The organism is Deinococcus aerius, from assembly GCF_002897375.1.
Classification (GTDB): Bacteria; Deinococcota; Deinococci; order Deinococcales; family Deinococcaceae; genus Deinococcus; species Deinococcus aerius.
This window is the reverse complement of record NZ_BFAG01000009.1, coordinates 1-20,132: the sequence shown is the minus strand read 5'-3', so window position 1 is coordinate 20,132 and position 20,132 is coordinate 1. Positions and strand designations below refer to the sequence as shown.

General features: G+C 71.6%; 24 protein-coding genes. 12 read left to right on the top strand and 12 right to left on the bottom strand.

Going from position 1 to position 20,132, the window contains the following annotated elements; all coding sequences use genetic code 11:
- Window positions 1-97 precede the first annotated feature (97 nt).
- Window positions 98-334, top strand: a complete 237-nt coding sequence (locus tag DAERI_RS12785; protein ID WP_103129824.1) for a hypothetical protein — start codon at window positions 98-100, stop codon at window positions 332-334.
- A 3-nt stretch (window positions 335-337) separates the two neighbouring features.
- Here the strand turns inward: DAERI_RS12785 and DAERI_RS12780 are convergent, their stop codons facing one another.
- The 3 genes from DAERI_RS12780 to DAERI_RS12770 all read right to left on the bottom strand — a co-directional run bounded on the left by DAERI_RS12780 (window position 338) and on the right by DAERI_RS12770 (window position 3,109).
- Entirely contained in the window at window positions 338-1,837 is a 1,500-nt protein-coding gene (locus DAERI_RS12780; protein ID WP_103129823.1) for a YifB family Mg chelatase-like AAA ATPase, read from the bottom strand.
- Window positions 1,837-2,694 carry a DegV family protein gene (locus DAERI_RS12775; RefSeq protein ID WP_235610372.1) on the bottom strand — a complete coding sequence of 286 codons (858 nt, stop codon included), beginning with the start codon at window positions 2,692-2,694 and terminating at the stop codon, window positions 1,837-1,839. Before DAERI_RS12775 ends, DAERI_RS12780 begins: the two co-directional genes overlap by 1 nt.
- A 103-nt stretch (window positions 2,695-2,797) precedes the next feature.
- On the bottom strand, window positions 2,798-3,109 hold the full coding sequence (locus DAERI_RS12770) for a Sec-independent protein translocase subunit TatA/TatB (protein WP_103129821.1): 312 nt from the start codon (window positions 3,107-3,109) through the stop codon (window positions 2,798-2,800).
- Window positions 3,110-3,336: 227 nt separating this feature from the next.
- Between DAERI_RS12770 and DAERI_RS12765 the strand changes: the two genes are divergently transcribed.
- Genes DAERI_RS12765 through DAERI_RS12755 form a run of 3 tightly spaced genes read left to right on the top strand, consistent with a single transcriptional unit; the run spans window position 3,337 to window position 5,488 of the window.
- A complete protein-coding gene (locus DAERI_RS12765; protein ID WP_103129820.1) occupies window positions 3,337-3,771 on the top strand; it encodes a GntR family transcriptional regulator in 435 nt (144 codons plus the stop codon).
- A complete protein-coding gene (locus DAERI_RS12760; protein WP_103129819.1) occupies window positions 3,768-4,661 on the top strand; it encodes an ATP-binding cassette domain-containing protein in 894 nt (297 codons plus the stop codon). The genes DAERI_RS12765 and DAERI_RS12760 overlap by 4 nt, the downstream gene beginning before the upstream one ends.
- Window positions 4,658-5,488: a hypothetical protein gene (locus DAERI_RS12755; RefSeq protein WP_103129818.1), complete on the top strand. Its 831-nt coding sequence runs from the start codon at window positions 4,658-4,660 to the stop codon at window positions 5,486-5,488. Before DAERI_RS12760 ends, DAERI_RS12755 begins: the two co-directional genes overlap by 4 nt.
- A gap of 52 nt (window positions 5,489-5,540) precedes the next feature.
- On the opposite strand, the gene DAERI_RS12750 is transcribed toward DAERI_RS12755, so the two are convergent.
- The gene (locus tag DAERI_RS12750; protein WP_103129817.1) at window positions 5,541-7,490 is read right to left on the bottom strand and encodes a serine/threonine-protein kinase; all 1,950 of its coding nucleotides are present in this window, start codon (window positions 7,488-7,490) and stop codon (window positions 5,541-5,543) included.
- Between the two features lie 443 nt (window positions 7,491-7,933).
- Between DAERI_RS12750 and DAERI_RS12745 the strand changes: the two genes are divergently transcribed.
- Window positions 7,934-9,367: a phytoene desaturase family protein gene (locus tag DAERI_RS12745; protein WP_103129816.1), complete on the top strand. Its 1,434-nt coding sequence runs from the start codon at window positions 7,934-7,936 to the stop codon at window positions 9,365-9,367.
- A 4-nt stretch (window positions 9,368-9,371) separates the two neighbouring features.
- Here DAERI_RS12745 and DAERI_RS12740 read toward each other — a convergent pair whose 3' ends face one another.
- Genes DAERI_RS12740 through DAERI_RS12730 form a run of 3 tightly spaced genes read right to left on the bottom strand, consistent with a single transcriptional unit; the run spans window position 9,372 to window position 11,398 of the window.
- Window positions 9,372-9,650, bottom strand: a complete 279-nt coding sequence (locus DAERI_RS12740; protein ID WP_103129815.1) for a hypothetical protein — start codon at window positions 9,648-9,650, stop codon at window positions 9,372-9,374.
- Window positions 9,643-10,830, bottom strand: a complete 1,188-nt coding sequence (locus DAERI_RS12735; protein WP_103129814.1) for a hypothetical protein — start codon at window positions 10,828-10,830, stop codon at window positions 9,643-9,645. Before DAERI_RS12735 ends, DAERI_RS12740 begins: the two co-directional genes overlap by 8 nt.
- 31 nt (window positions 10,831-10,861) lie before the next feature.
- Window positions 10,862-11,398, bottom strand: a complete 537-nt coding sequence (locus tag DAERI_RS12730; protein ID WP_103129813.1) for a hypothetical protein — start codon at window positions 11,396-11,398, stop codon at window positions 10,862-10,864.
- A 167-nt stretch (window positions 11,399-11,565) separates the two neighbouring features.
- Between DAERI_RS12730 and DAERI_RS12725 the strand changes: the two genes are divergently transcribed.
- Window positions 11,566-12,849, top strand: coding sequence for a replication-associated recombination protein A (locus DAERI_RS12725; RefSeq protein WP_103129989.1), 1,284 nt, complete (start codon window positions 11,566-11,568; stop codon window positions 12,847-12,849).
- Window positions 12,850-13,096: 247 nt separating this feature from the next.
- Here the strand turns inward: DAERI_RS12725 and DAERI_RS12720 are convergent, their stop codons facing one another.
- Together DAERI_RS12720 and DAERI_RS12715 are read right to left on the bottom strand one after the other, a co-directional pair.
- Window positions 13,097-13,297 carry a hypothetical protein gene (locus tag DAERI_RS12720; RefSeq protein WP_103129812.1) on the bottom strand — a complete coding sequence of 67 codons (201 nt, stop codon included), beginning with the start codon at window positions 13,295-13,297 and terminating at the stop codon, window positions 13,097-13,099.
- A gap of 45 nt (window positions 13,298-13,342) precedes the next feature.
- Window positions 13,343-13,636 (bottom strand): rhodanese-like domain-containing protein, encoded by a 294-nt coding sequence (locus DAERI_RS12715; RefSeq protein WP_103129811.1) that lies wholly within the window; start codon window positions 13,634-13,636, stop codon window positions 13,343-13,345.
- 55 nt (window positions 13,637-13,691) lie between these two features.
- On the opposite strand from DAERI_RS12715, the gene DAERI_RS12710 reads away from it, so the two are divergent.
- Complete coding sequence (locus DAERI_RS12710) at window positions 13,692-14,021, top strand: rhodanese-like domain-containing protein (protein WP_268806488.1); 330 nt, start codon at window positions 13,692-13,694, stop codon at window positions 14,019-14,021.
- Window positions 14,021-14,380 carry a metal-sulfur cluster assembly factor gene (locus DAERI_RS12705; protein WP_201262757.1) on the top strand — a complete coding sequence of 120 codons (360 nt, stop codon included), beginning with the start codon at window positions 14,021-14,023 and terminating at the stop codon, window positions 14,378-14,380. The genes DAERI_RS12710 and DAERI_RS12705 overlap by 1 nt, the downstream gene beginning before the upstream one ends.
- A 112-nt stretch (window positions 14,381-14,492) precedes the next feature.
- Here DAERI_RS12705 and DAERI_RS12700 read toward each other — a convergent pair whose 3' ends face one another.
- Window positions 14,493-15,173: a zinc metallopeptidase gene (locus DAERI_RS12700; RefSeq protein ID WP_103129808.1), complete on the bottom strand. Its 681-nt coding sequence runs from the start codon at window positions 15,171-15,173 to the stop codon at window positions 14,493-14,495.
- Window positions 15,174-15,238: 65 nt separating this feature from the next.
- Window positions 15,239-15,526: a stage V sporulation protein S gene (locus DAERI_RS12695; RefSeq protein WP_103129807.1), complete on the bottom strand. Its 288-nt coding sequence runs from the start codon at window positions 15,524-15,526 to the stop codon at window positions 15,239-15,241.
- A 90-nt stretch (window positions 15,527-15,616) separates the two neighbouring features.
- Between DAERI_RS12695 and DAERI_RS12690 the strand changes: the two genes are divergently transcribed.
- The 3 genes from DAERI_RS12690 (at window position 15,617) to DAERI_RS12680 (ending at window position 18,125) form a co-directional block, all read left to right on the top strand.
- Window positions 15,617-16,012, top strand: coding sequence for an ACT domain-containing protein (locus DAERI_RS12690; RefSeq protein ID WP_103129806.1), 396 nt, complete (start codon window positions 15,617-15,619; stop codon window positions 16,010-16,012).
- 89 nt (window positions 16,013-16,101) lie between these two features.
- Complete coding sequence (locus tag DAERI_RS12685) at window positions 16,102-17,808, top strand: PhoX family protein (protein WP_103129805.1); 1,707 nt, start codon at window positions 16,102-16,104, stop codon at window positions 17,806-17,808.
- Window positions 17,805-18,125, top strand: coding sequence for a hypothetical protein (locus tag DAERI_RS12680; RefSeq protein ID WP_103129804.1), 321 nt, complete (start codon window positions 17,805-17,807; stop codon window positions 18,123-18,125). Before DAERI_RS12685 ends, DAERI_RS12680 begins: the two co-directional genes overlap by 4 nt.
- Window positions 18,126-18,192: 67 nt before the next feature.
- On the opposite strand, the gene map is transcribed toward DAERI_RS12680, so the two are convergent.
- A complete protein-coding gene (gene map, locus DAERI_RS12675; RefSeq protein ID WP_165794200.1) occupies window positions 18,193-18,954 on the bottom strand; it encodes a type I methionyl aminopeptidase in 762 nt (253 codons plus the stop codon).
- Window positions 18,955-19,030: 76 nt separating this feature from the next.
- Here map and DAERI_RS12670 point away from each other — a divergent pair, with 76 nt between their 5' ends.
- The gene (locus DAERI_RS12670) at window positions 19,031-19,882 is read left to right on the top strand and encodes a M55 family metallopeptidase (protein ID WP_103129802.1); all 852 of its coding nucleotides are present in this window, start codon (window positions 19,031-19,033) and stop codon (window positions 19,880-19,882) included.
- The last annotated feature ends 250 nt before the right edge of the window (window positions 19,883-20,132 follow it).

The window sequence follows — 20,132 nt, the reverse complement described above, 5'->3', positions numbered from 1 at the left end:
CCGGAGTGGGACGGGCGGGACAGGCTCGCCCCCGTGGTGAAGGTCCGGGCAAGCCGGGCCTCATGTCATGGCCTCCTGACCGGGCACAAACTGGACCATGACCGACAGTGAAAACCGCTACGGCGACACCCCGCTGGGCCGCAGTGTCGAGGAGGTCGAGCAGGAGGGCGGGAACCTGGAGAACCCCCCGGGGGCGGGCGAGGACCCGCGCGGCGACGACGGGGACACCAAGGTGGCGCTCCCCGCCATCGCCAACGCGAATGCCAGCGCGGTGCCCGCCGTGCTCGACCCCGAGGGCCTGCGCGAGGAGGAGGGAAACGGCGGACGGGGATGATCCTCAGGCCAGGTCGCGCGGGCGGTAGGTGACGGCCTCGGCGAGGTGGGCCTCCCGGATGTCAGGGCTGCCCGCCAGGTCGGCCACCGTGCGCGCCACCCGCAGCACGCGGTCGAAGCCCCGCCCGGTCAGGCCCAGTTGCCGGGCCGCCGAGCGCAGAAAGGCGTCCGGCCCGGGGGCGAGCGGCGCGTGACGGCGCAGCGCCTGCCCGACGAGGTCGCTGTTGCGCGTCCCCTGCCGCGCCAGCATCGCCTCGCGCGCCCGCACCACCCGCTCGCGGACGTGGGCGCTGCCCTCGGATTCCGGCGCGCGGGTCAGCTCGTCCACCGTCAATCTGGGGACGCGCGAAATGAGGTCCATCCGGTCGAGCAGCGGCCCGCTGAGGCGCCCGGCGTAGCGGGTCCGCTCGGTGGGCGTGCAGGTGCAGGGCTTCTCGGGGTCGCCGTGGTGGCCGCAGGGGCAGGGGTTCATGGCGCCGATAAGTTGGAAGCGCGCGGGGTAACTCACCGTGGCGCGGGCGCGGCTGATGGTGACGTGACCATCTTCCAGGGGTTGCCGCAGGGTTTCGAGCGCCTTGCGGGAGAACTCGGGGAACTCGTCGAGGAAGAGGACGCCGCGGTGGGCCAGGGACACCTCGCCGGGTTTGGGAACACTGCCGCCGCCGATAAGTCCCGCGTCGCTGACGGTGTGATGGGGGGCTCTGTAGGGAGGGTGCCCGACCAGACTGCCGCGCGCCCCGAGCAGCCCGGCGGCGGAGTGAATCCTCGTCACCTCCAGCGCCTCGGAGCGGGTCAGGGGGGGCAGCAGACCGGGCGCGCGGCGGGCCAACATGGTCTTGCCGCTCCCCGGCGAGCCGACCAGCAGGAGATTGTGCCCACCGGCCACCGCGATCTCCAGCGCCCGCTTGGCCGCCGCCTGCCCCTTGAGGTCGGCGAGGTCGAGGAGGGCCGTGTCGTCGGGCGCGGGCTCGGGCGGCGGTGTCTCGCCCAGAGGAGCCTGCCCGGTGAGGTGCCGCACCGCGCTCAGGAGGGTCGGCGCCCCGTGGACGGTCACGCCCTCGATGAGCGCCGCCTCGCCCGCGTTGGCGGCGGGAAGCAGGGCGGGCCGCCCCTCCTGCCCGGCGAGGAGCGCGAGGTTGACCGCCCCGGCGATGGGCCGCAGGGTGCCGTCCAGGGCGAGTTCCCCGGCGCTGACGACCTCTGCCAACGCCTCCCCGGGCAGCATCTCCTGCGCGGCGAGCAGGCCCAGGGCGATGGGGAGATCGTACAGCGGCCCCTCCTTCCGCAGGTCGGCGGGCGCGAGGTTGACCGTGATGCGGGCGGCGGGGAAGGGCAGGCCCGCGTTTCGCACGGCGGCCCGAACTCGCTCGCGTGCCTCACTGACCGCCTGGTCGGGGAGGCCGACCACGGTGAAGGCGGGGAGGCCCGGGCTGACATCCACCTCCACCTCGACGGGCACGGCGTCCACGCCGATCAGGGCCACGCTGCGGGCGCGGGCGAGCATCAGCGGACCACCGCCGGGGTGCCCGCCAGGCCGACGGTCCCCGGCCCCGCGTGGACGAGCAGGACGGCCCCGACCTCGCGCGTGTCCCTCACGCGGATGTTCCGCAGGGCGAGTTCCCCGGCGAGGAAGCGGGCATCCTCCGGGTTCCCGGCGTGCAGGACGGTCGCCTCCAGGTCGGCGGGGAAGGCGCGGACGATCTCGCGCAGCGCCGCGTGGAAGCCGCGCACGCGGGCGATAGGCTCCACCCGCCCGCCGCGCACGTCGATGACGGGGCGGACGTTCAGGACCCGCGCGGCCGTCCCCGCCACCCGCGAGAGCCGCCCCCCTGCGACGAGCCAGCGCAGGTCCTGGGGCACGATCCGCAGGAAGACCCGCTCCCCGTACCCCGTGATCGCCGCCGCCACCTCCTCGGGGCCGCGCTCCGCGTCCAGCCAGGCCCGGGCCTGCCGCACCGCCGCCCCCAGCCCCACGCTGACCGCCCGGGCATCGGCCACCCGCACCCGCCCCGCGAAGGCCTGCGCCGCCGCCACCGCCGAGGCGAAGGTGCCGCTGAGGTTCGAGGCGACCGGCAGGCACAGGGCCCGGTCGGCCCTCGACAGGGCGAGGTCGTAGTGGCGGGCGAAGTCGTCGGGGGTGCCCTGGCTGGTGCGCGGGGCCGAACCCGCGAGCATCCGGGCGCGCAGGGCCTCCCCCGTCATCACCTCCAGGCCGGGGCGCACCCGCGTGCCGGGATCGCTGTACACCGCGCCGTCCACCTCCAGCGTGAGCGGCACGACGAGGGCGCCCAGCGCCTCCGCCTCCCCCGCCCGAAGGTCGGCCGTACTGTCGGTGAGAAGCGCCACACGTTCCTGAGTCACCGGGCCAATCTAGCAGCCCCTCCCCGGGGGCCGGGACGCAAAACCGCACGCCCGGGCCAGAAAAAGGCCGCCCCGGGTCAGGAGGCGGCGCGGGGCAGAGGGGTCAGGAACGCGGGGGCTCGTCCGCGGCCGGGGTGACGCTCTGGGGCGTGACGGCCTGGGGGGTCACCGGGGTGGCATGGGCCGGGGTGACCGGCGGGACGACGGCCTGCGCCACGACCGTCTGGACGGGCGCGGGGCCGGGTGTCTCGCGGAAGCTGCCCTCCAGCTCCTCCTTGAGGCCCTGAGTGCCCTTGCGGAACTCGCGGATACCCGCGCCCAGGCTCTTGCCGAGTTCGGGGAGCTTCTTGGGACCGAAGACGAGCAGCGCGATGAGCAGGATGACGAGCAGTTCACCGGGTCCGATGTTGGGCATGATCTTTTCCTCCGTGGCGTGGACGGAGCTGGTCGGCGGCGTCCTGAACCGAAGTCTACGCCCGGAAATGATGAGGGAAGGTCAGGGGAAGATGGATTCTATGGGCGACCGGGGGCAGTCCTTCCTCCCTGACTCCTGACATGCCGGGCCGACCGTCAGGAGGGCATGAGCAGGTCGAGACGGGGCATCTTGACTTATCTCCCCTCTTGTTCCAATGTAATGAATATATGCTACAAGAGAACAACGGTGAGGCTGGGCTCCTCCACTGGCTGGGCGGCCAGATCGACCCGCACAGTGGTGTGCCCATCTACCTGCAGGTGCGCCAGGCGCTGACCCGAGCCGTGCAACGCGGCACGCTGCGGCCAGGGGATGGGCTGCCTACTGTCCGCGCGCTCGCCAGCGAACTGCGTCTCGCGCCCAGCACCATCACCCGTGCGTACGCCGAACTTCAACGCGGCGGCCTGATCGAAAGCCGGGCTGGCGCGGGAACCACGGTCAGTCCCCAGGCGAAGCAGTCCCTTGCCCGGGCCGAGTCCCAGGAAGGCCTCCTGGAGGAGTTGCGGGACATCCTGCACCGCCTCTTCGCCAGCGGGATGTCCCCAGCGGACGTGCAGGCGAACGTCGCCCAGGTCATCCAGGGACTCGGCCGGGAGGCCCGGTGAACGCGCTCCGGGTCAGAGACCTCCACGCCCGCCACGGGCGGCGCGAGGTCCTGCGGGGCGCCGATCTCCAGGTTCCCCCCGGCTCGATCACCGCCCTGCTGGGCCAGAATGGCAGCGGGAAAAGCACCCTGATGCGGGCGGTCCTCGGCCTGCATCCCGGCGCGCGGGGAGTTATCGAGGTTCTCGACCTGCCCCCCGGCGCGGGCGGCCTGCTGGTCCGGCAACGCGCCGCGCTGGTCCCCACCGGGGGCACCGTGATGCCCGGCGAGACGGCCCGCACCCACTTTGCCTTCGGGGAGCGCGTCTATGGGACCTGGAACCGGGCGATGGCGCTCGCCACCGCGGGGGCGCTGCACGTGCCGCTCGATCAACCCGCCGGGAAGCTCAGCACCGGCCAGCGCATGGGGTTGGCCGTCGCCTACGCCTTCGGCAGCGGCTGCCAGCTCCTGCTGCTGGACGAACCCACCAACGGCCTCGATCCCGAACACCGCGAACGGCTCGCCGGGTTGCTGGCCGCCCACGCCGCCGAGGGGTACGCCGTCCTCCTCAGCTCGCATGTCCTCCCCGAGGTCGAGGGGCTCGCGGACCGGGCCGCGTTCCTGAAGGAGGGCCGGGTCGTTCTCGAAGCCGACCTCGACGAGTTGCGCGCCCAGCATGCGGTCGTGCAGGCGATCCTGCCGGACGTGCTGCCCGCCGGAACCCTGCGGCACCTGGAAAGCGTGGCGGGCGTGGAACGCCTCGACGTGCAGGGCCGCACGCTCACCCTGCAGGTCCGGGGGGCGCGCGAGGCCGTCCTCGCCGCCATCGCCGCCGCGCGTCCCGTTGACGTGCAGGTCAGGCCGCGGCCCCTCGCCGAGGTGTATGCCGACCTGCTGGGCGGTGCGGCGTGACCTGGCTGGCGTGGCGGAACGCCCGGGTGCCCCTGGCCCTGCTGCTCGCCTTGGCGCTGGCGTTGGGTCTGGGATACGGCGCGCGGGTTCTGCCGGGGACGCCCCCCTTCGCGTCCGCGCGTGAGCTCGGCCCCTGGGTCAGCGGCACGCGTTGCGAGTTCTGGGCGGGCCTGCTGAAAGACCGGCCTTCCTCGTGCCTGGTCTCCGCCGTGTTCGCGGGCCGCTGGCTGGACTGGTGGGCGCCCCTTCTGGCGACGCTGGTGGGCGCGCTGTTCGGCAGTCGTCTGAACAGCGGAATGGCCTTTTTACAGCTTCAACCCCTCAGCGCCCCGCGCGTGCTGGTCACGCGCCTGGGCTTCGGCCTGCTGGCCGTGACCGTCACGGTGCTGCTCGGCGCGGCCCTGGTGAGTACGCGCGGCGCCTTGTCCTTCACCTGGTGGAGCGGCGAGCAGGTGATGGGGCAATTCTGGCTGGGCACCCTCCTGGTGTGGCTGCGCGGCGCGGCGGTGCTCCTGTGCGCGGCCAGCCTGGCCCGGCTGCTGCCGTCCGCGCTCGCCGCCCTGATCTCCAGCGTGGCGAGCCTGGCGCTGCTCGGCTTCGAGTTCGACCCCTTCGTGCGCCGCCTGTCGTTCGAATACACGCCGGTGCCGGACCTGCTGAACCGCGACAATCTCCCGCTCGGGCTCGTTCAGGCGTTTGTCACGGCACATGCGCCCGACCGTCTCCTGCTGGCGCCGCGACCGGAAGGGTGGGCGGCGATCCTGGGCGTCACCGCCCTGCTGCTGCTGGTCACGGGGGCGCTGTATGCGAGGTGGCGCGCCGTATAGAACTCGCCACAGGGGCCAGGAGGCGGCGTGTACACCTCTTCCCGGATAGCTGTCAGGAAGGCATGAGCAGGTCGAGGCGGGGCAGCCCCCCCTCCCGGTACGCGCGCAGGGTGCCGTTCATAAAGGCCACGTACAGCGTTCCGGCGGCGGCGAGCGGTGTGGCCTGCACCCCCTCGCGCTCGCGGTGCTGCCAGCGCACGGCCCCCGTCTGCATGTCGAGCGCGGCGAGTTCGCCCGCCTCCGAGGCGAGGAAGACCAGCCCGGCGCTCACGACGGGGCTGGCGGTGACCCGGCCCTCCAGCGCGAACGTCCAGACATCCTCCCCGTCCGCGAGACGCAGCGCCCGCACGGTGCCCCCCCACCCCGCCGCGATCACCAGCCCCCCCGAGGCGGCGGGGGCGGCCCAGATCTCGTCCTCCAGGTCGTAGGTCCAGAGGGTGGGGTCGGGGGAGTGGAGCCCCGCCCGGCCCGACGCGGCGGTGAGCGCCAGGGCGTGGACCTCGCCGGGCCAGGTCGGCACGATCAGGGTGGCCTCGCCGGGGCCGGTCGGGAGCAGGGCGGGCGTGGCGTGGACGGTGCCGACCTCCACCTTCCAGAGGGGGCTGCCGCTGCGGGCGTCCAGGGCGTGCAGCCAGCCGTTCTCGTCGCACAGCAGCGCCGCGCCCGCCCAGACGACAGGGGAAGCGGCGACCGGGCCGCCCGCGCGGTAGGCCCAGGCGAGTTCGCCCGTCCCCGCGTCGAGCGCGTGCAGGTGCCCGTCGCGGCTGGCGGCGAGGACCCGGCCCCCCCAGAGGGTCGGCGCCCCGGTGAACTCCGCGCGGGCCTGGTGCTGCCAGCCCTCCTGGCCGCCCGCCAGGCGCACCCGGCGCAGGGTACCGTCCCACGCCCCGTACAGGATGTCGCCCCCCAGGAAGGTGGCGGGGGCCGTCACCTCGTCGCGGGCGGCATGGGTCGCGTAGGGCCGCCCGGAGGCGTGCATGAGCACGAGCTGGCCCCCCCGCGTGCCGACCGCCAGCAGGTCCCCCTCGCCCACCACGGCGGCGGGCCAGGTCACCTCGCCGGGGAGCGGCACGCTCCAGGCCTCCGCCAGCGCCTCGGGCCGGGCGGGGCCGTCGGGATGCTCGCCGGTGCGCGCCCGCCCCCCCCGGTACTGCCCGCGGGCGTGCGCCACCCATACGTCGCGCCGCGCCAGGGCCCACAGGTGCGCGGCGGCCTCGCCACTCTCCGGGCGGTCCTCCGGCTGCTTGGCGAGCAGGGCGAGGAGGACCCGCGCCAGGGCGTCGGGCACGGCGGGATTGAGGTCCCGGGGATCGGGCGGCGGCTCGTAGACGTGCTGGAACAGCACGCTCTGGTCGCTGTCCCCCACGAAGGGCGGCGAGCCGCAGGCAACCCGGTACAGCACCGCCCCCAGCGCGTAGAGGTCGCTGCGCGGCCCCACCCCCACCCCGCGCGCCTGCTCGGGAGCCATGTAGGCGGGCGTGCCCAGCGTCACCCCCGAGCGGGTGAGGTGCCGCGAATGCTCGGACAGGGCCACCAGCCCGAAGTCCATGATCCGCGGCATCCGCGCGTCGTCGAGGAGGATGTTCCCCGGCGTCAGGTCGCGGTGGACGATCCCCTGCGCGTGGACGTACCCCAGCGCGCGGGAGGCGAAGGCCGCCGCCGTGAGAAAGGCGGCGAGCGGCCCGGGCGCATCCTCCAGCGGGCCGAGGGTGGTGACCGGGCCCCCCGTCAGCAGCGGCATGGTGAAAAAGGCGCGCCCCTCCTCCCCCGTCTCGCCCAGGTCGAGGACGGGCACCACGCCGGGGTGGGTCAGGCGGGCGAGCGTGCGCACCTCGCGCAGGAAGCGGGCGCGGTCCCCCTCGGGCAGGTGGGGGTGCAGCAGCTTGACGGCCACCTCGCGGTCGAGGCGGGTATCGAGGGCGCGGTAGACCTTAGCGCTGCCGCCCTCGCCCAGCAGGGCGCGCAACTCGTAACGGCCCCCCAGTGTCGCGCCGATCTCCATTGGGGGGAGTCTAGCGCCGGGGGACCGGGAGATGCGGGGAGAGGGCAGGAGGCCCTGCCCACGCGTCGGCCTCGAGGTCCAGCGTTACGGAAAGAAGTTTATCCAAGCACTATCCGGGAGTTAACCCGTCGGGACTCCGCGGGAAGCAAAGACAAAACCGCTTACAGAAAAGGGGCTGGGCGGAAAGCCCAGGGTTTTAACCTGGGGTGGATAGCTCAGGCCGTCCGCAGGACGGCCAAGCGGAAGCTGAAGCCTGTTAGAATGGGGGTGGGAAACGAATCGGAGTCGGCTGAAAGTGCTACCCGACGTGCTTGCACGAATTTCCCATGCCTCTCGGGGCATATCGGGCCGGGCAGGCCCATCAGGACAGAACGTAGTGGATTGCCACAAGCGTGTCCTGAGGAGCCCAACGGATTTATCCGTGGGTATGTCACTCTACCCCCATGCCTTCCCCCCGCCTCCCGGACGCCGTCATTGTGGGCGCGGGGCCCAACGGTCTGGCCGCCGCCGTCACCCTCGCGCGGGCGGGACTCCATGTCCGCGTGCTGGAGCGCCGAGACCAGATCGGCGGGGGGCTGAGCAGCGCCGAACTCACCCTGCCGGGCTTCGTCCACGATGTGGGGAGCGCGATTCACCCCCTGGGGTTCGCGTCGCCCGCCCTGCGGGACTGGCCGCTCCACGCCTTCGGGCTGACGTGGGTGCGGCCGGGCGCCCCCTTCGGCCACGTGCTGCCGGACGGGACAGGCGTGGTCGTGGAGCGGGACCTGGACGAGACGGCGCGGAGCTTCGGGCGGGACGGGGCGGCGTGGCACGCGCTCTTCGGCCCCCTCGTGGCCCACTGGCGCGGCCTGCTCGACGACGTGCTGCGGCCCCTGCCCCGCCTGCCCCGGCACCCGCTGACGCTGGCGCGATTCGGGATCAGGGGCGTTCCCCCAGCGACGCTGAGCGCCCGGCTGCTGCGAACGCCGGAGGCCCGGGCGGCGTGGGCGGGGCTGGCGGCCCATGCGAACCTGCCCCTCTCCACCCCCGGCAGCGGGGCGGCGGCGCTCGTGCTGGGCACCCTCGCCCACGCCGCCCACTGGCCCTTTCCGCGGGGCGGGGCGCAGGCGCTCGCGGACGCGCTGGCCGCCTACCTGCGCTTTCTGGGCGGGGAGATCGAGACGGGGGTGGAGGTGCGCTCGCCCCGGGACCTTCCCGCCGCCCGCGCCGTCCTGGTGGATTCCAGCCCGGGGGTGCTGCTGGGCCTGCTGGGGGACTGGGGGACGCCGGGCTACCGCGCCTGGCTGCACCGCTACCGCTACGGCCCCGGCCTGCTCAAACTCGACTACGCGCTTAGCGGCCCCGTCCCCTGGCTTGATCCCTCCCTGCGCCGGGCGGGGACGGTGCATCTGGGCGGCACGCTGGAGGACATCACCCGCGCTGAGGCGGAGGTGGCGCGGGGAGTTGCCCCCGAGCGGCCCTACGTGCTGGCGGCGCAGCACACCCTGTTCGATCCCTCCCGGGCTCCGCAAGGACAACACACCTTCTGGGCCTACGCCCACGTTCCGCCGGGAACACCAGACGGCTACGCGGAAACCATCGAGGCGCAGGTCGAGCGGGCGGCGCCGGGCTTCCGCGACCTCGTGCTGGCGCGGCATGTCACGAATGCGCGGCAGCTTCAGGCCCTCAGCCCCGTCTTCCAGGGCGGGGACGTGAACGGCGGGCGGGGCGACCTGTGGGGCCTGCTCGCGCGGCCCGTCCCCTCCCCCACCCCGTACCGCACGCCCGTGCCCGGCGTCTACCTTTGCAGCAGCGCGACACCGCCGGGCGGGGGCATCCACGGCATGTCCGGCTACTGGGCCGCCCGGGCCGCGCTTCGGGACGTGTTCCGGCTGTAGCGGGTCAATCCCCCACGAACACCTGGCGCTCATAGACGCCGGGGGCCTGGGCGGCGGGCAGCGCCCCCTCGGCCCATTCGCGCAGCCGCCCGAGCACCAGGGCGACGGACGGGCCCTCGCCGTACATGCGAACAGCCTCATCGGTGAGCAGGATTTCCACGCCACCCTCCGCCCGGGTGAGCCGGAACACCCGTCCATCCGGCTCAGGCAGAACGGTGACCCGGGTGCCGTCGGGAAAGCGTTCGCGTTCGACCTGGGCCTGGAGGTCCACCGGGTCAGGCATGGGCCGCCCCGACCGCCTCGCGGAGCCCGCCCGGGGTGAGGGGCTCGGTGAGCAGGCGGGCGAAGCCCTCGGCGCCGTTGCGGGCCACCCACCCCTTCACCAGGTCGCCGCCCACGCTGTACGTGAAGATGTACGCCCGGAAATTGGGCTGCGAGATAAAGCGGAGCGACTGCCGGGCCCGCCCCTCACTCGCCACGCTGTACCGGGTCAGGAACTCCAGCACCTCCGCCTGCGGCCTGCCGTCCGCGTGGAGCATCAGCGCCGCCGTGCCGCTCACCCCCTTCAGGCCCTCGCGGGCGCGGCTCGCCGCCAGATACGCCCGCACGTCCTCCGGGTCGAGGCCCGCCACCCCGGCGAGTTCGCCCGTCAGCCACGCCTCCACCTCCTCACGGTCCATCACGGCGCGCAGGGCGTTCACGGCGATCCCCTCGCTCACCACGCACTCGGGCGCCCCGAGCAATTGGATACTGTGTTCGAGCCACCCCCGCCCCCGCACGAGCCGCGCCTCCTTCGTCGCGTGTTCGGTGTGGTGGCCGGGATAGCCCTCGTGGGCCAGGAGGTCGGGCAGGTTCGGCAGCAGGACGGGAAGATCGGTGTTGATGTCGATGCGGCTTTGCAGGTTGCCCAGCGGCCAGTTATAGCCCGACCAGGGCTTGTCGTTGACGAGGCCGATGGAGAAGTTCTCGCCGTCCGGCAAACCGAAGCGTTCGCGGGTCCGCTCGCGCAGGGCGGCCAGAATCGGCTCCGCGACGCGCAGGATGTCTTCCCGGGGCACCACGACCCGTGCCCGCAGCGCCTCCTCGCGCTCGACCAGGGAACCCGTGCCGGGCAGCGCGGCGTCGAGAGCGGACAGGGCCGCCTCCAGTTCCGCCGTGTGTGCCCGCACGGGGTCGATGTCGTACAGGCCGCGCACCTCGTCGGCGTAGGGCAACGCCTCGCCGGAGAGCAGGCGGGTCATGGTGTGCAGCGCCCGCGCCTGGACGGTCAGGAAGGTGCGGCGCGCGGTGTCCTCCACCCCCGCCACCTCCTCTAGCAAGGTCTCTGCCTCGGCGCGCAGTTCCTGGGGCTCGCGCCGCGTCCGGTCGGCCCACTCGGGCGGCCCGCCGTACCCGTCGACGAAGCCCTCCCGGTGGGCGTCGATGGCGTGGGCCAGGCGGATGTAGCGTTCGGCGATGTCCATGAGGGGGAGAATAGCCTCCCTGCCCAGGGGACTACAGCCGTCCGCGCACCACGATGTTCTTCACCTGAACCCATTCGTCGGGGGTGAGCTGGCCCTCCAACACGCGCACGCCGAGGTACAGGGTCTTGTTCCGCGCGGCCCGGTCCAGCTCGGCACCCTGAAGGTGAAAGGGGGTGGAGACGTTCGGTTGGAGTACGGTTTCCGTGGCCGCCACCCCGCCGCCCGGCCCGTCGCAGAGCAGCGCGGGGCTGAAGCCCTCGCGGCCACTGGGGACGAGGGGGCAATCGGGGCGGGTCGAGGCCACTAAGACTTGCAGGCGCAGGCGCGGTGACGCTCCCTGGTAGACGGCGTCCGCATCTACCGTCATGTCCCGGTACGGCAACCGGGGGATGTTCCGGGCATCGAACTGATTTTCCGACACGTAGGCCACCATGCCGGGCGTGAGTTCGCCGGGGGCAAGGGTGCTGATGAAATAGGTGTCCGCCGGTCGGCTCTCCGGGAGGGGCACGAGGCCGCACCCGGAGAGGAGGAGGGCGAGGGCCGCCGCACCTGCGCGCTGGAGGGACATAGGCCACTGTACCCGGTCTTGCGCGCAGTGTGGCGCAGATTTGGGCGTTGAGGAAGCCGACCGGCAGGCCGTGGATTGAGCAGCAAAGAGAAGGCGTCAACCCTATCTATTGGCTATTGGGCCTGAACTTCGAAAGGCGGCGGCCACACCCCGCTATCCTGCCCCCCGTGACCCTGTTCGACCCGCCCGCCCCCCTAGCCGAACGCCTGCGCCCGCGCACCGTGGCGGAGGTCGTGGGGCAGCGGCACCTGCTGGGGCCGGGAAAGCCACTCACCCGGTTGCTGGAGTCCGGGCGGCTGGGCTCGCTGATCTTCTGGGGGCCGCCCGGGGTGGGCAAGACGACCCTGGCGCGGCTCGTCGCGGGCGAGGTCGGCGCCCACTTCATCCCCCTCTCGGCGGTCACGGCGGGCGTGAAGGACGTGCGCGAGGCGGTGACGGAGGCCGAGCGGTTGCGGGGGCGCGGTCAGCGGACGATCCTCTTCCTGGACGAGATCCACCGCTTCAACAAGGCGCAGCAGGACGCCCTCCTGCCTCACGTCGAGTCCGGCCTGCTCACATTGATCGGCGCGACGACGGAGAACCCGAGTTTCGAGGTCAACCCGGCGCTGAGGTCACGGGCGCGGACGCTGGTTCTGGAGGCGCTGACCCAGGAGGACATTCGCGGGCTGCTGGACCGGGCGCTCACCGACCCGCGCGGACTGCCCGGCGTGACGGCCCAGCCGGAGGCCCTGGACCTCCTCGCCCGGCTGGCCGACGGGGACGCGCGGCGGGCGCTGAGCACGCTGGAGGTGGCGGCGACCCTGGCCGATCCGGTCACCCCCGAGGCCGTGACGGAGGCGTTCGGACGGCACCTCCCCGCGATGGACAAGAACGGGGAGGACTTCTACAACCTGATCTCGGCGCTGCACAAGAGCGTGCGCGGGTCGCATGTGGACGCCGCGCTGTACTGGCTCGCCCGGATGATCGAGGGCGGGGCGGACACGGGGTACGTCGCCCGCCGGGTCGTCCGCATGGCCGCCGAGGATATAGGGCTGGCCGACCCCCAGGCGCTGCGGCTGTGCATCGCCGCCCGCGACACGGTGGAGTTCCTGGGCAGCCCGGAGGGCGACCTCGCACTCGCGCAGGCGGTCGTGTACCTCGCCCTGGCGCCCAAGAGCAACAGCGTGTACGTCGCCTGGAAAAAGGCCCTGGACGCCGTGCGGGAGGGGGAAATGCTGCCCGTGCCCCTCCACCTCCGCAACGCGCCCACCGGCCTGATGCGCTCGCAGGGGTACGGCGGGGGCTACGCCTACTACTTCGACGACCCGGAGGGCAGCTTCCGGCAGAACTACCTCCCCGGCGGCGTCCGGCTCGACCTCTACGAGCCGACCGGCGAGGGCTGGGAGGCGCGGGTGGCCGAGCGGTGGCGCAAGCTGCGGGAGGCGCACGGGGAGGCTGCGGACGGGGCGTGAACACCGACCCTTCCGCTGGAGATAAGACACGGGCACCCTCCCAGGCTTTGATCGTGCCCGAGTTTAAAAGAAGGGTCGAGGAAGCCAGGGGGGAAATACTTCGCCTCCGGCTCAGCATGACAAGTTTCCTCCATACGGGGTCGAAGCGGGCTGCCCTATTTGGATCAAGCGGAAGCTGTGCCGTGACAAGACGAAAGCCCGGCGCCCTCCCCAAAGGGTGACGCCCGGGCCGAAGGGTTGAGCTTCCTCAGTCCTTGCGGCTCCCGCTCCCCCCGCTCTGGTGGCCGCTGCTGCCGCTGGAGCTGTCCTGACCGCCGTTGCGGCCTCCCCCGCTCTCGCTGCCGTTGCGGCGGCCGTCGCCCGCCTTCTCGTCGGCGCTGCCATGGTTGCTGCCCGGGTTATGGCTGTGGTCGCGGTCGCCCTGGTTGTAGTTCCTCTTGTGAGACATGCCCGCATGGTGCGCCCCTGCCGCAAGGTGGGTATGAGCGGAGGGTCAACCCGCGTTGGGCTCCGATCCCGTCCTGCCGAACTCCCGCCACAGCGCCGGAACCCCGCCGGGATAGGCGGTCGCCTCCAACCCGTCCGCCTGGAGGTAGCGGGCGGCGAGACCCGAACGCGCCCCCCGCTCGCAGATCACAACGAGGGGGCCGAGGTCGGGGCGCAGGCCGTGGGTGCCGTCCTCAATGGCCTCCAGCGTGACGGCGAGGGCGGGCACCGGGAGCGGCTCGCGCAGGCGCAACTCCTCGGGGCGCAGGTCGATCAGGGTCACGCCGCCCGGCAGGGTCATGGGGTCAGTCTATGCCCGCACGTTCGGGCCGGGCGAGCCCCTGTATGCTGGCCCCATGACGGCCACCCCCCCGAGAGACGTGACGCCCACCGAGGGCCAGAGGATGGTGCAGGAGGGCGCCCTGCTCGTCGACGTGCGCGAGCCTGCTGAGTACGCCGAGATTCACGCCGAGGGCGCCCTCCTTGTGCCCCTCAGCGAGTTCGAGGCGCGGTATTCGGAACTCCCGAAGGACCGCGACCTCGTGATGATCTGCCGCAGCGGTGCCCGCAGCGCCCGCGCCGGGCAGTACCTGCTGGAGCACGGCTACAAGGACGTGGTGAACCTGGCGGGCGGCACCCTGGCCTGGGCCGAGGCGGGCCTGCCCGTAGGAGGAGGCAACCCCTGATGGAAGACACGAAGATGGAAACGCAGGCGGAGAGCACGGCTGGTCTGCCCACCGAGGCGCAGGTCCTCGAAGCCCTCAAGGTCGTCAAGGACCCCGAGATTCCCGTGAACGTGGTGGACCTCGGCCTGATCTACGGGGTGGACATCACCCCTGACGGGCTGGTGGACATCACCATGACGCTGACGAGCGTGGGCTGCCCGGTGCAGGACCTCATCCGCGCCGACGCCGAGATGGCCGTGGGCCGCCTGGACGGGGTCAGCGAGGTCAACGTGGAGTTCGTGTGGACGCCGCCCTGGGGCCCGGACAAGATGACCGAGGACGGCAAGCGGCAGATGCGGATGTTCGGCTTCAACGTGTAGAAGCGGTCAGGGATCAGCCGTCAGCTCTCAGAAAGAGACCAAAAGAAGGGCGCCCCAGCCGTATGCCGGGGCGTTCCTTTCTGACTGCTGATCGCTGAGGGCTGACTACTCCTCAATCGTTCTGGCTGCGAGCAATCCCCAACACATTCAGCAATTGCGCCAGCGCCATGGCGAAGCCCGCGACGTAGGTGAGGGCGGCGGCAGTCAGGACGTTGCGCGCGCCCTGGCTCTCGCGTCCGGCGACGAGGCCGCGGCTGTTCAGGTAGGCGAGCGCGCGGCGGCTGGCGTCGAACTCGACGGGCAGGGTGATGAGGTGGAACAGCAGCGCGCCCGCGAAGAGGATCACGCCCAGCCACAGCAGGCCGCTCAGTTGCAGGAATACGCCCGCGAGCAGCAGCAGCGGCGCGAGGTTCATGCCCAGGCTCAGCGGCACAGCGAGCTGGCCGCGCAGCACCAGGGCGGGCATCCGCACCTTGTCCTGAATGGCGTGCCCGACCTCGTGGGCGGCGACCGCCAGGGCGCTGACGCTGGGGACGTGGTAGTTGGCCTCCGAGAGGTTCACCGTCTTGCGGATGGGGTCGTAGTGGTCGCTGAGGTTGCCGGGCACGGCGTTCACGGGGATATGCGAGAGCCCGTTCTCGTCGAGCATCAGGCGGGCGACCTGCGCACCGGTAAGGTTGCGGCTGTTGCGGACGTTGCCCCACCGGCTGTAGGTCCGGCTCAGGTAGGCCTGAATCAGCAGCGAGGCGACGAAGATGATGAGGATCAGGAACGTGTAGGGGCCGAAGATCATGGCTGGTCCTCCTCCTGCCCATATCTTAGCGTCCCCTGCTCAAGTTTCATGAGAAAGGCCCCCGTTCAACGCTGCCGAATACCCCGCACGCTGAAGGTGAGGGCGGTGCGTTCCTCGTCGGCCAGGTCGAGCTTCACGAAGGCGGGCTGCACGGTGAGGTCCAGACCGTCTGCCTCCAGGTAGCCCCGGGCGATGGCGAGCGCCTTGACCGCCTGGTTGACGGCGGCGGGGCCGATGGCGTGGACCTCGACCTGCCCCTGCGAGCGCAGCAGTCCGGCCACCGCCCCGGCCACCGCATTGGGCCGCGACTTTCCAGAGACTCGCAGGGTTTCGACCGGGGGAGGCATCGTCATAATCTTAATGCTCTTAATCTAGCCTCACAACTTCCTTAAATCAATGGCCGCCGGATGGGGGTGCTCCTTCCCTTCTGCTTTGATGACGGGATGACGGGCACAGGACGGCTGACACTTTCGGTGCTGGAGGGGGAGTTCGCGGTGGCGCAGGTGCCGCCGGGGTCCTCCCTGCCCCTCTGGGCGGCGCGGGGCCTCCTGTGGGCGGTGGTGGGTGCCCCGGGCGAGGTCAGCGTGGTGACGGGCGCGGCGAACGTGCCGCCGGACGTGCGGGCCGAACCGGGATGGGTGGCGCTGCGGCTGCACGGCCCCTTTCCCTTCGAGCTGACGGGCATTCTGGCGGCGGTGCTGAACCCGCTGCGGGACGCCGGGGTGGGCATTTTCGCCCTGAGTACCTTCGACACCGACTACGTGCTGGTGAAGGCGGATCGCCTGCCGGACGCGCTGGCCGCCCTGCGCCGGGCGGGGCACGAGATCACGGATTCCTGACTGGGGCAGCCTCCTGCCTCCCCGGCCCCTGACGCCCCTCTGACAGACCGCTGAACAGGAGGTGACGGGCCGCCCGTAACATCGGGGGCATGACGAACACACAGGCGAAGGTCGAGCCCAGCCTCTGGCACCGGCTGCTGGACCGGCAACTCACGCGCCGGGGCGCCCTGGGCACCGTGGCCGGGACCGCCGCTGCGCTCGCACTGCCGATCAGGTTCAGCGAGGCGCAGGCGGCGGCGAACAACGGCGCTCCTGTCGCGGCGGACCCGAAGACGCTCGGCCCCCGCACCCTGCCGCCCTTCCGGGCCATCGAGCCGACGGACGCCGACACCATGACCCTGCCCTCCGGCTACCGCTGGCAGGTGCTGGCCCCCTGGGGCGAGCCCTTTACGGCGGATGGGCGCGAGATCGGCTTCAACCACGACTTCGTGGGGTTCTTCCCGGTGGACCTGCTGGAGGGCGGGCGCAGCTCCACCGACGCCCTGCTGACGATCAACCACGAGTACGTGAACTCGCTGTTCGTGGGCGGCAATACGAAGGACCGCACACCGGCGCAGATCGAGGCCGAGATGCGGGCCGTGGGCGTGAGCGTGGTGCGCGTGCGCCGGGAGAAGGACGGCTGGAAGATCGTCCCCGACGCCCGCAACCGCCGCATCGACGCCCTGACCGAGATCGAACTCACCGGTCCGGCCCGGGGCAGCGCCGCCGTAAAGGGCGCGACGGTGGTGAGGGGTACCGTGGGCAACTGCTCGGGCGGGCAGACGCCCTGGGGCACCCTGCTGACCTGTGAGGAGAACGTGGACGGGTACACCAAGGCCTGGGCGGGCAGCGGCTACGAGGCCCTGCACCAGGGCTGGGTGACCGAGATCGACCCCTTCGACCCCGCGTGGACGCCGAAGAAGCGCACCGCGATGGGCCGCTTCCGCCATGAGAACGTCGCGCTGACGGTGGCGAAGGACGGCCGGGTGGTGGGCTACATGGGCGACGACATGCAGGATTCCTGCGTGTACAAGTTCGTCAGCCGGGGCCGGTACACTCCCGCCAACCGGAACGCCAACCGCGACCTGCTCACGGAAGGCGACCTGTACGTGGCGAACTTCGGCAACGGGACCTGGCTGCTGCTGGACTACACCCGGAACAAGAAATTGCAGGAGGCGAAGGACGCGGACGGCAAGCCGCTGTTCGCCAGCCAGGCGGACGTGCTCGCTGACGCCCGCGCGGCGGCCCTGGCGGTCGGCGGGACCCCGGTGGACCGCCCCGAGGACATCGAGATTCACCCCCGCACGGGCGAGGTGTACGTCTCGCTGACGAACAATTCCAAGCACGGCAACTACTTCGGGCAGATCATCAAGTTCCGCGAGGACGGCGACGACTGGGCCGCCGAGAAGTTCCTGTGGGAGGTCTTCGCGGTGGGCGGCCCCCAGAGCGGCTTCGCCAGCCCCGACAACCTGATCTTCGACCCCTACGGCAACCTGTGGATGGTCACCGACAACAGCGACCTGGGCAGCAACCCCATCAAGGGCTTTCACGGGAACAACGCGATGTTCTTCTTCCCCACCGAGGGGCCGAACGCCGGGCGGGCCTACCGCTTTGCCGTGGGGCCAAGGGACGCGGAGCTGACCGGCCCGGTGTGGTCCCACGACGGCCGGACGCTGTTCCTGTCCGTGCAGCACCCCGGCGAGGACAGCGAGAGCCTGGAGAAGCTCACCAGCTCGTTCGCCGCGAGGCCCGGCACGAAGATTCCCCGGCCCACCCTGGTCGCCATCGAGGGCTTCCCGGGCTGGAGGAGCGCGTGATCTCCCCCGGCAAGGCCCCCTGGATCGTGGGCCGCCCCATCCTGTTGGAACACGCCGTGGCCGACTTCCTGAACGAGGTCACCCGGCAGACCCCCTGGCGCCGCGCCCGTTACGAGGCGCTGCTGGAAAGCCTGGACGAGTTCCTGGGCGCCCCTGCCCCCCTGCTGGCCTACACCCGGCTGACGGGCGAGGCGTGGCTGCGCTCGCTGCCCGCAGAGGATCAGGCGCCCGCCGAGGAACTCCTCAGCGAATTTCGCGCCTACCTGCGCGACTGGGGCTGGCTCGACGCGGCGCGGCCCGTGAACCAGCCGGACTGACTCGGCTCCTCCTGTTCAAGCCCCTGCCCAGGCTGCGGGCAGGGGCTTGCCTTGTCGGGGAACACCCTTACAGCGTCAGAATCTCGTGGCCCTTCGGCGTCACGACGACCGTATGTTCGAACTGCGCGCTGGGCTTCTTGTCGGCGGTGATGACGGTCCAGCCGTCGGGGAGCAGCCGCGTGTCGGGCACGCCGAGGTTGATCATGGGCTCGACGGTGAAGACCATGCCGGGCTGGAGCTTCAGGCCGGTGTAGCGCACCCCGTGGTGGTAGACGGTGGGTTCCTCGTGCAGCCGCTTGCCGATGCCGTGCCCGGTGTACTCCTGCACGACCGAGTAGCCGCGCCCCTCGGCGAGCGACTGGATCGCGTACCCGATGTCGCCCAGGCGACCACCGGGCCGCACGGCGTCCAGCCCCGCCATCAGGGAATCCCGGGTCGTGTCCACCAGGTCCTGCACGCCGGGGCTGACCTTCCCGACCGTGTACGTGTAGCAGGCGTCGCCGTAGTACCCGTCCAGCAGCACGCCGATGTCCACGCCGATGATGTCGCCCTCCCTGAGTTCCCGGGGGCCGGGGATGCCGTGGCAGATCACCTCGTTCACCGAGGCGCAGATCGTCGCGGGAAAGGGGTTGTTCTTCGGCCCGTAGCCCAGGTAGGCGGGGACGGCGCCGTTCCTGCGAATATGCTCCTCGGCGATACGGTCGAGTTCGGCGAGCGTCACGCCGGGCCTCACGTGAGGTTCGAGGACGCGAAAGGTCTCGGCCACGAGCGCCCCCGCGCGGCGCATGGCTTCGATCTCGCGGGCGGATTTCAGGGCAACACGGGTCATAACGTACAAGGCTAGCACGCCCTCCCGGACCCCCTCCTGCCCCGTGTCACCGTCCGGGCCGCGCTACGCTGCCCCCATGAAGGTCGTGATCAGCGTGGACATGGAGGGCGTGTGCGGCGTGTCGAGCTGGGTGCAGGTCAGCCCGCCGGAGTTCGGGGGTCTGGTGAACGCGGCCGAGTACCAGGCCGCCCGCGAGCGCATGACGCTGGAGGCCGCCGCCGCTGCCGAGGGGGCGCTGGCGGGCGGGGCGACGGACGTGCTGGTGAACGACTCGCACGACTCGATGCGAAACCTCCTGCCCGAGTTGCTGCCGGAGGGGGTACGCTTCACGACGGGCAACGACAAGCCGCTGAGCATGGTCCAGGGCGTGCAGGAGGAAGGGGTAGGGGCGCTGCTCTTCGTCGGATACCACGCCCGGGCGGGCAGCGTTCGGGGGCCGCTGGCCCACACCTGGAACGGCTTTATCCGCAATGTCCGGGTGAACGGGCGCGACACGGGCGAGTACGGCCTGAACGCCCTCGTCGCCGGGCACTACGGCGTGCCGGTCGTCTTCGCCGCCGGGGACGACGTGGCGATGGCCGAGATCGGGGACGAGCTGGGGGAAGGGGTCGTGCGCGTGGCGGTCAAGGAGGGGCTGAGCAGCTTCGCCGCCGCGCATCTGCACCCGCGTGAGGCGAGGCGCCTGATTCGGGAGGGAGCGGAACGGGCGGTGCGGGCCGCCCCGGAGGGCAAGCCCTACAAGACGACGTGGCCCGCCCGGGTCGAGCTGAGCTTCAACCACCAGGCCCGCGCCGACCAGTGCGAGCGGGTGCCCGGCGTGGAGCGGGTGGACGGGGTGACGGTCGCCTACACGAGTCCCGACGCCCTGCACCTCTTCGCGTCCTTCCGCATGCTGGCGAAGGTGGCCGAGGTGCGGCTGGAGGGGTAAAGGATTTGGCCCATTCCTGCAAAGGAGCTGCAACCGTGGTGGATGCTCTTGTACACCTTGATGGGCCCGTTTCAATCCTCAGCCCACCCGAAGGCAGGCTGCAACGGTTTGGTTGCCGTGTCTCTGCTTTATGCGCTTGTGTTTCAATCCTCAGCCCACCCGAAGGCAGGCTGCAACAACGCACACGCTCAAGTTTCGGTTTGCCCTGGTGTTTCAATCCTCAGCCCACCCGAAGGCAGGCTGCAACTTG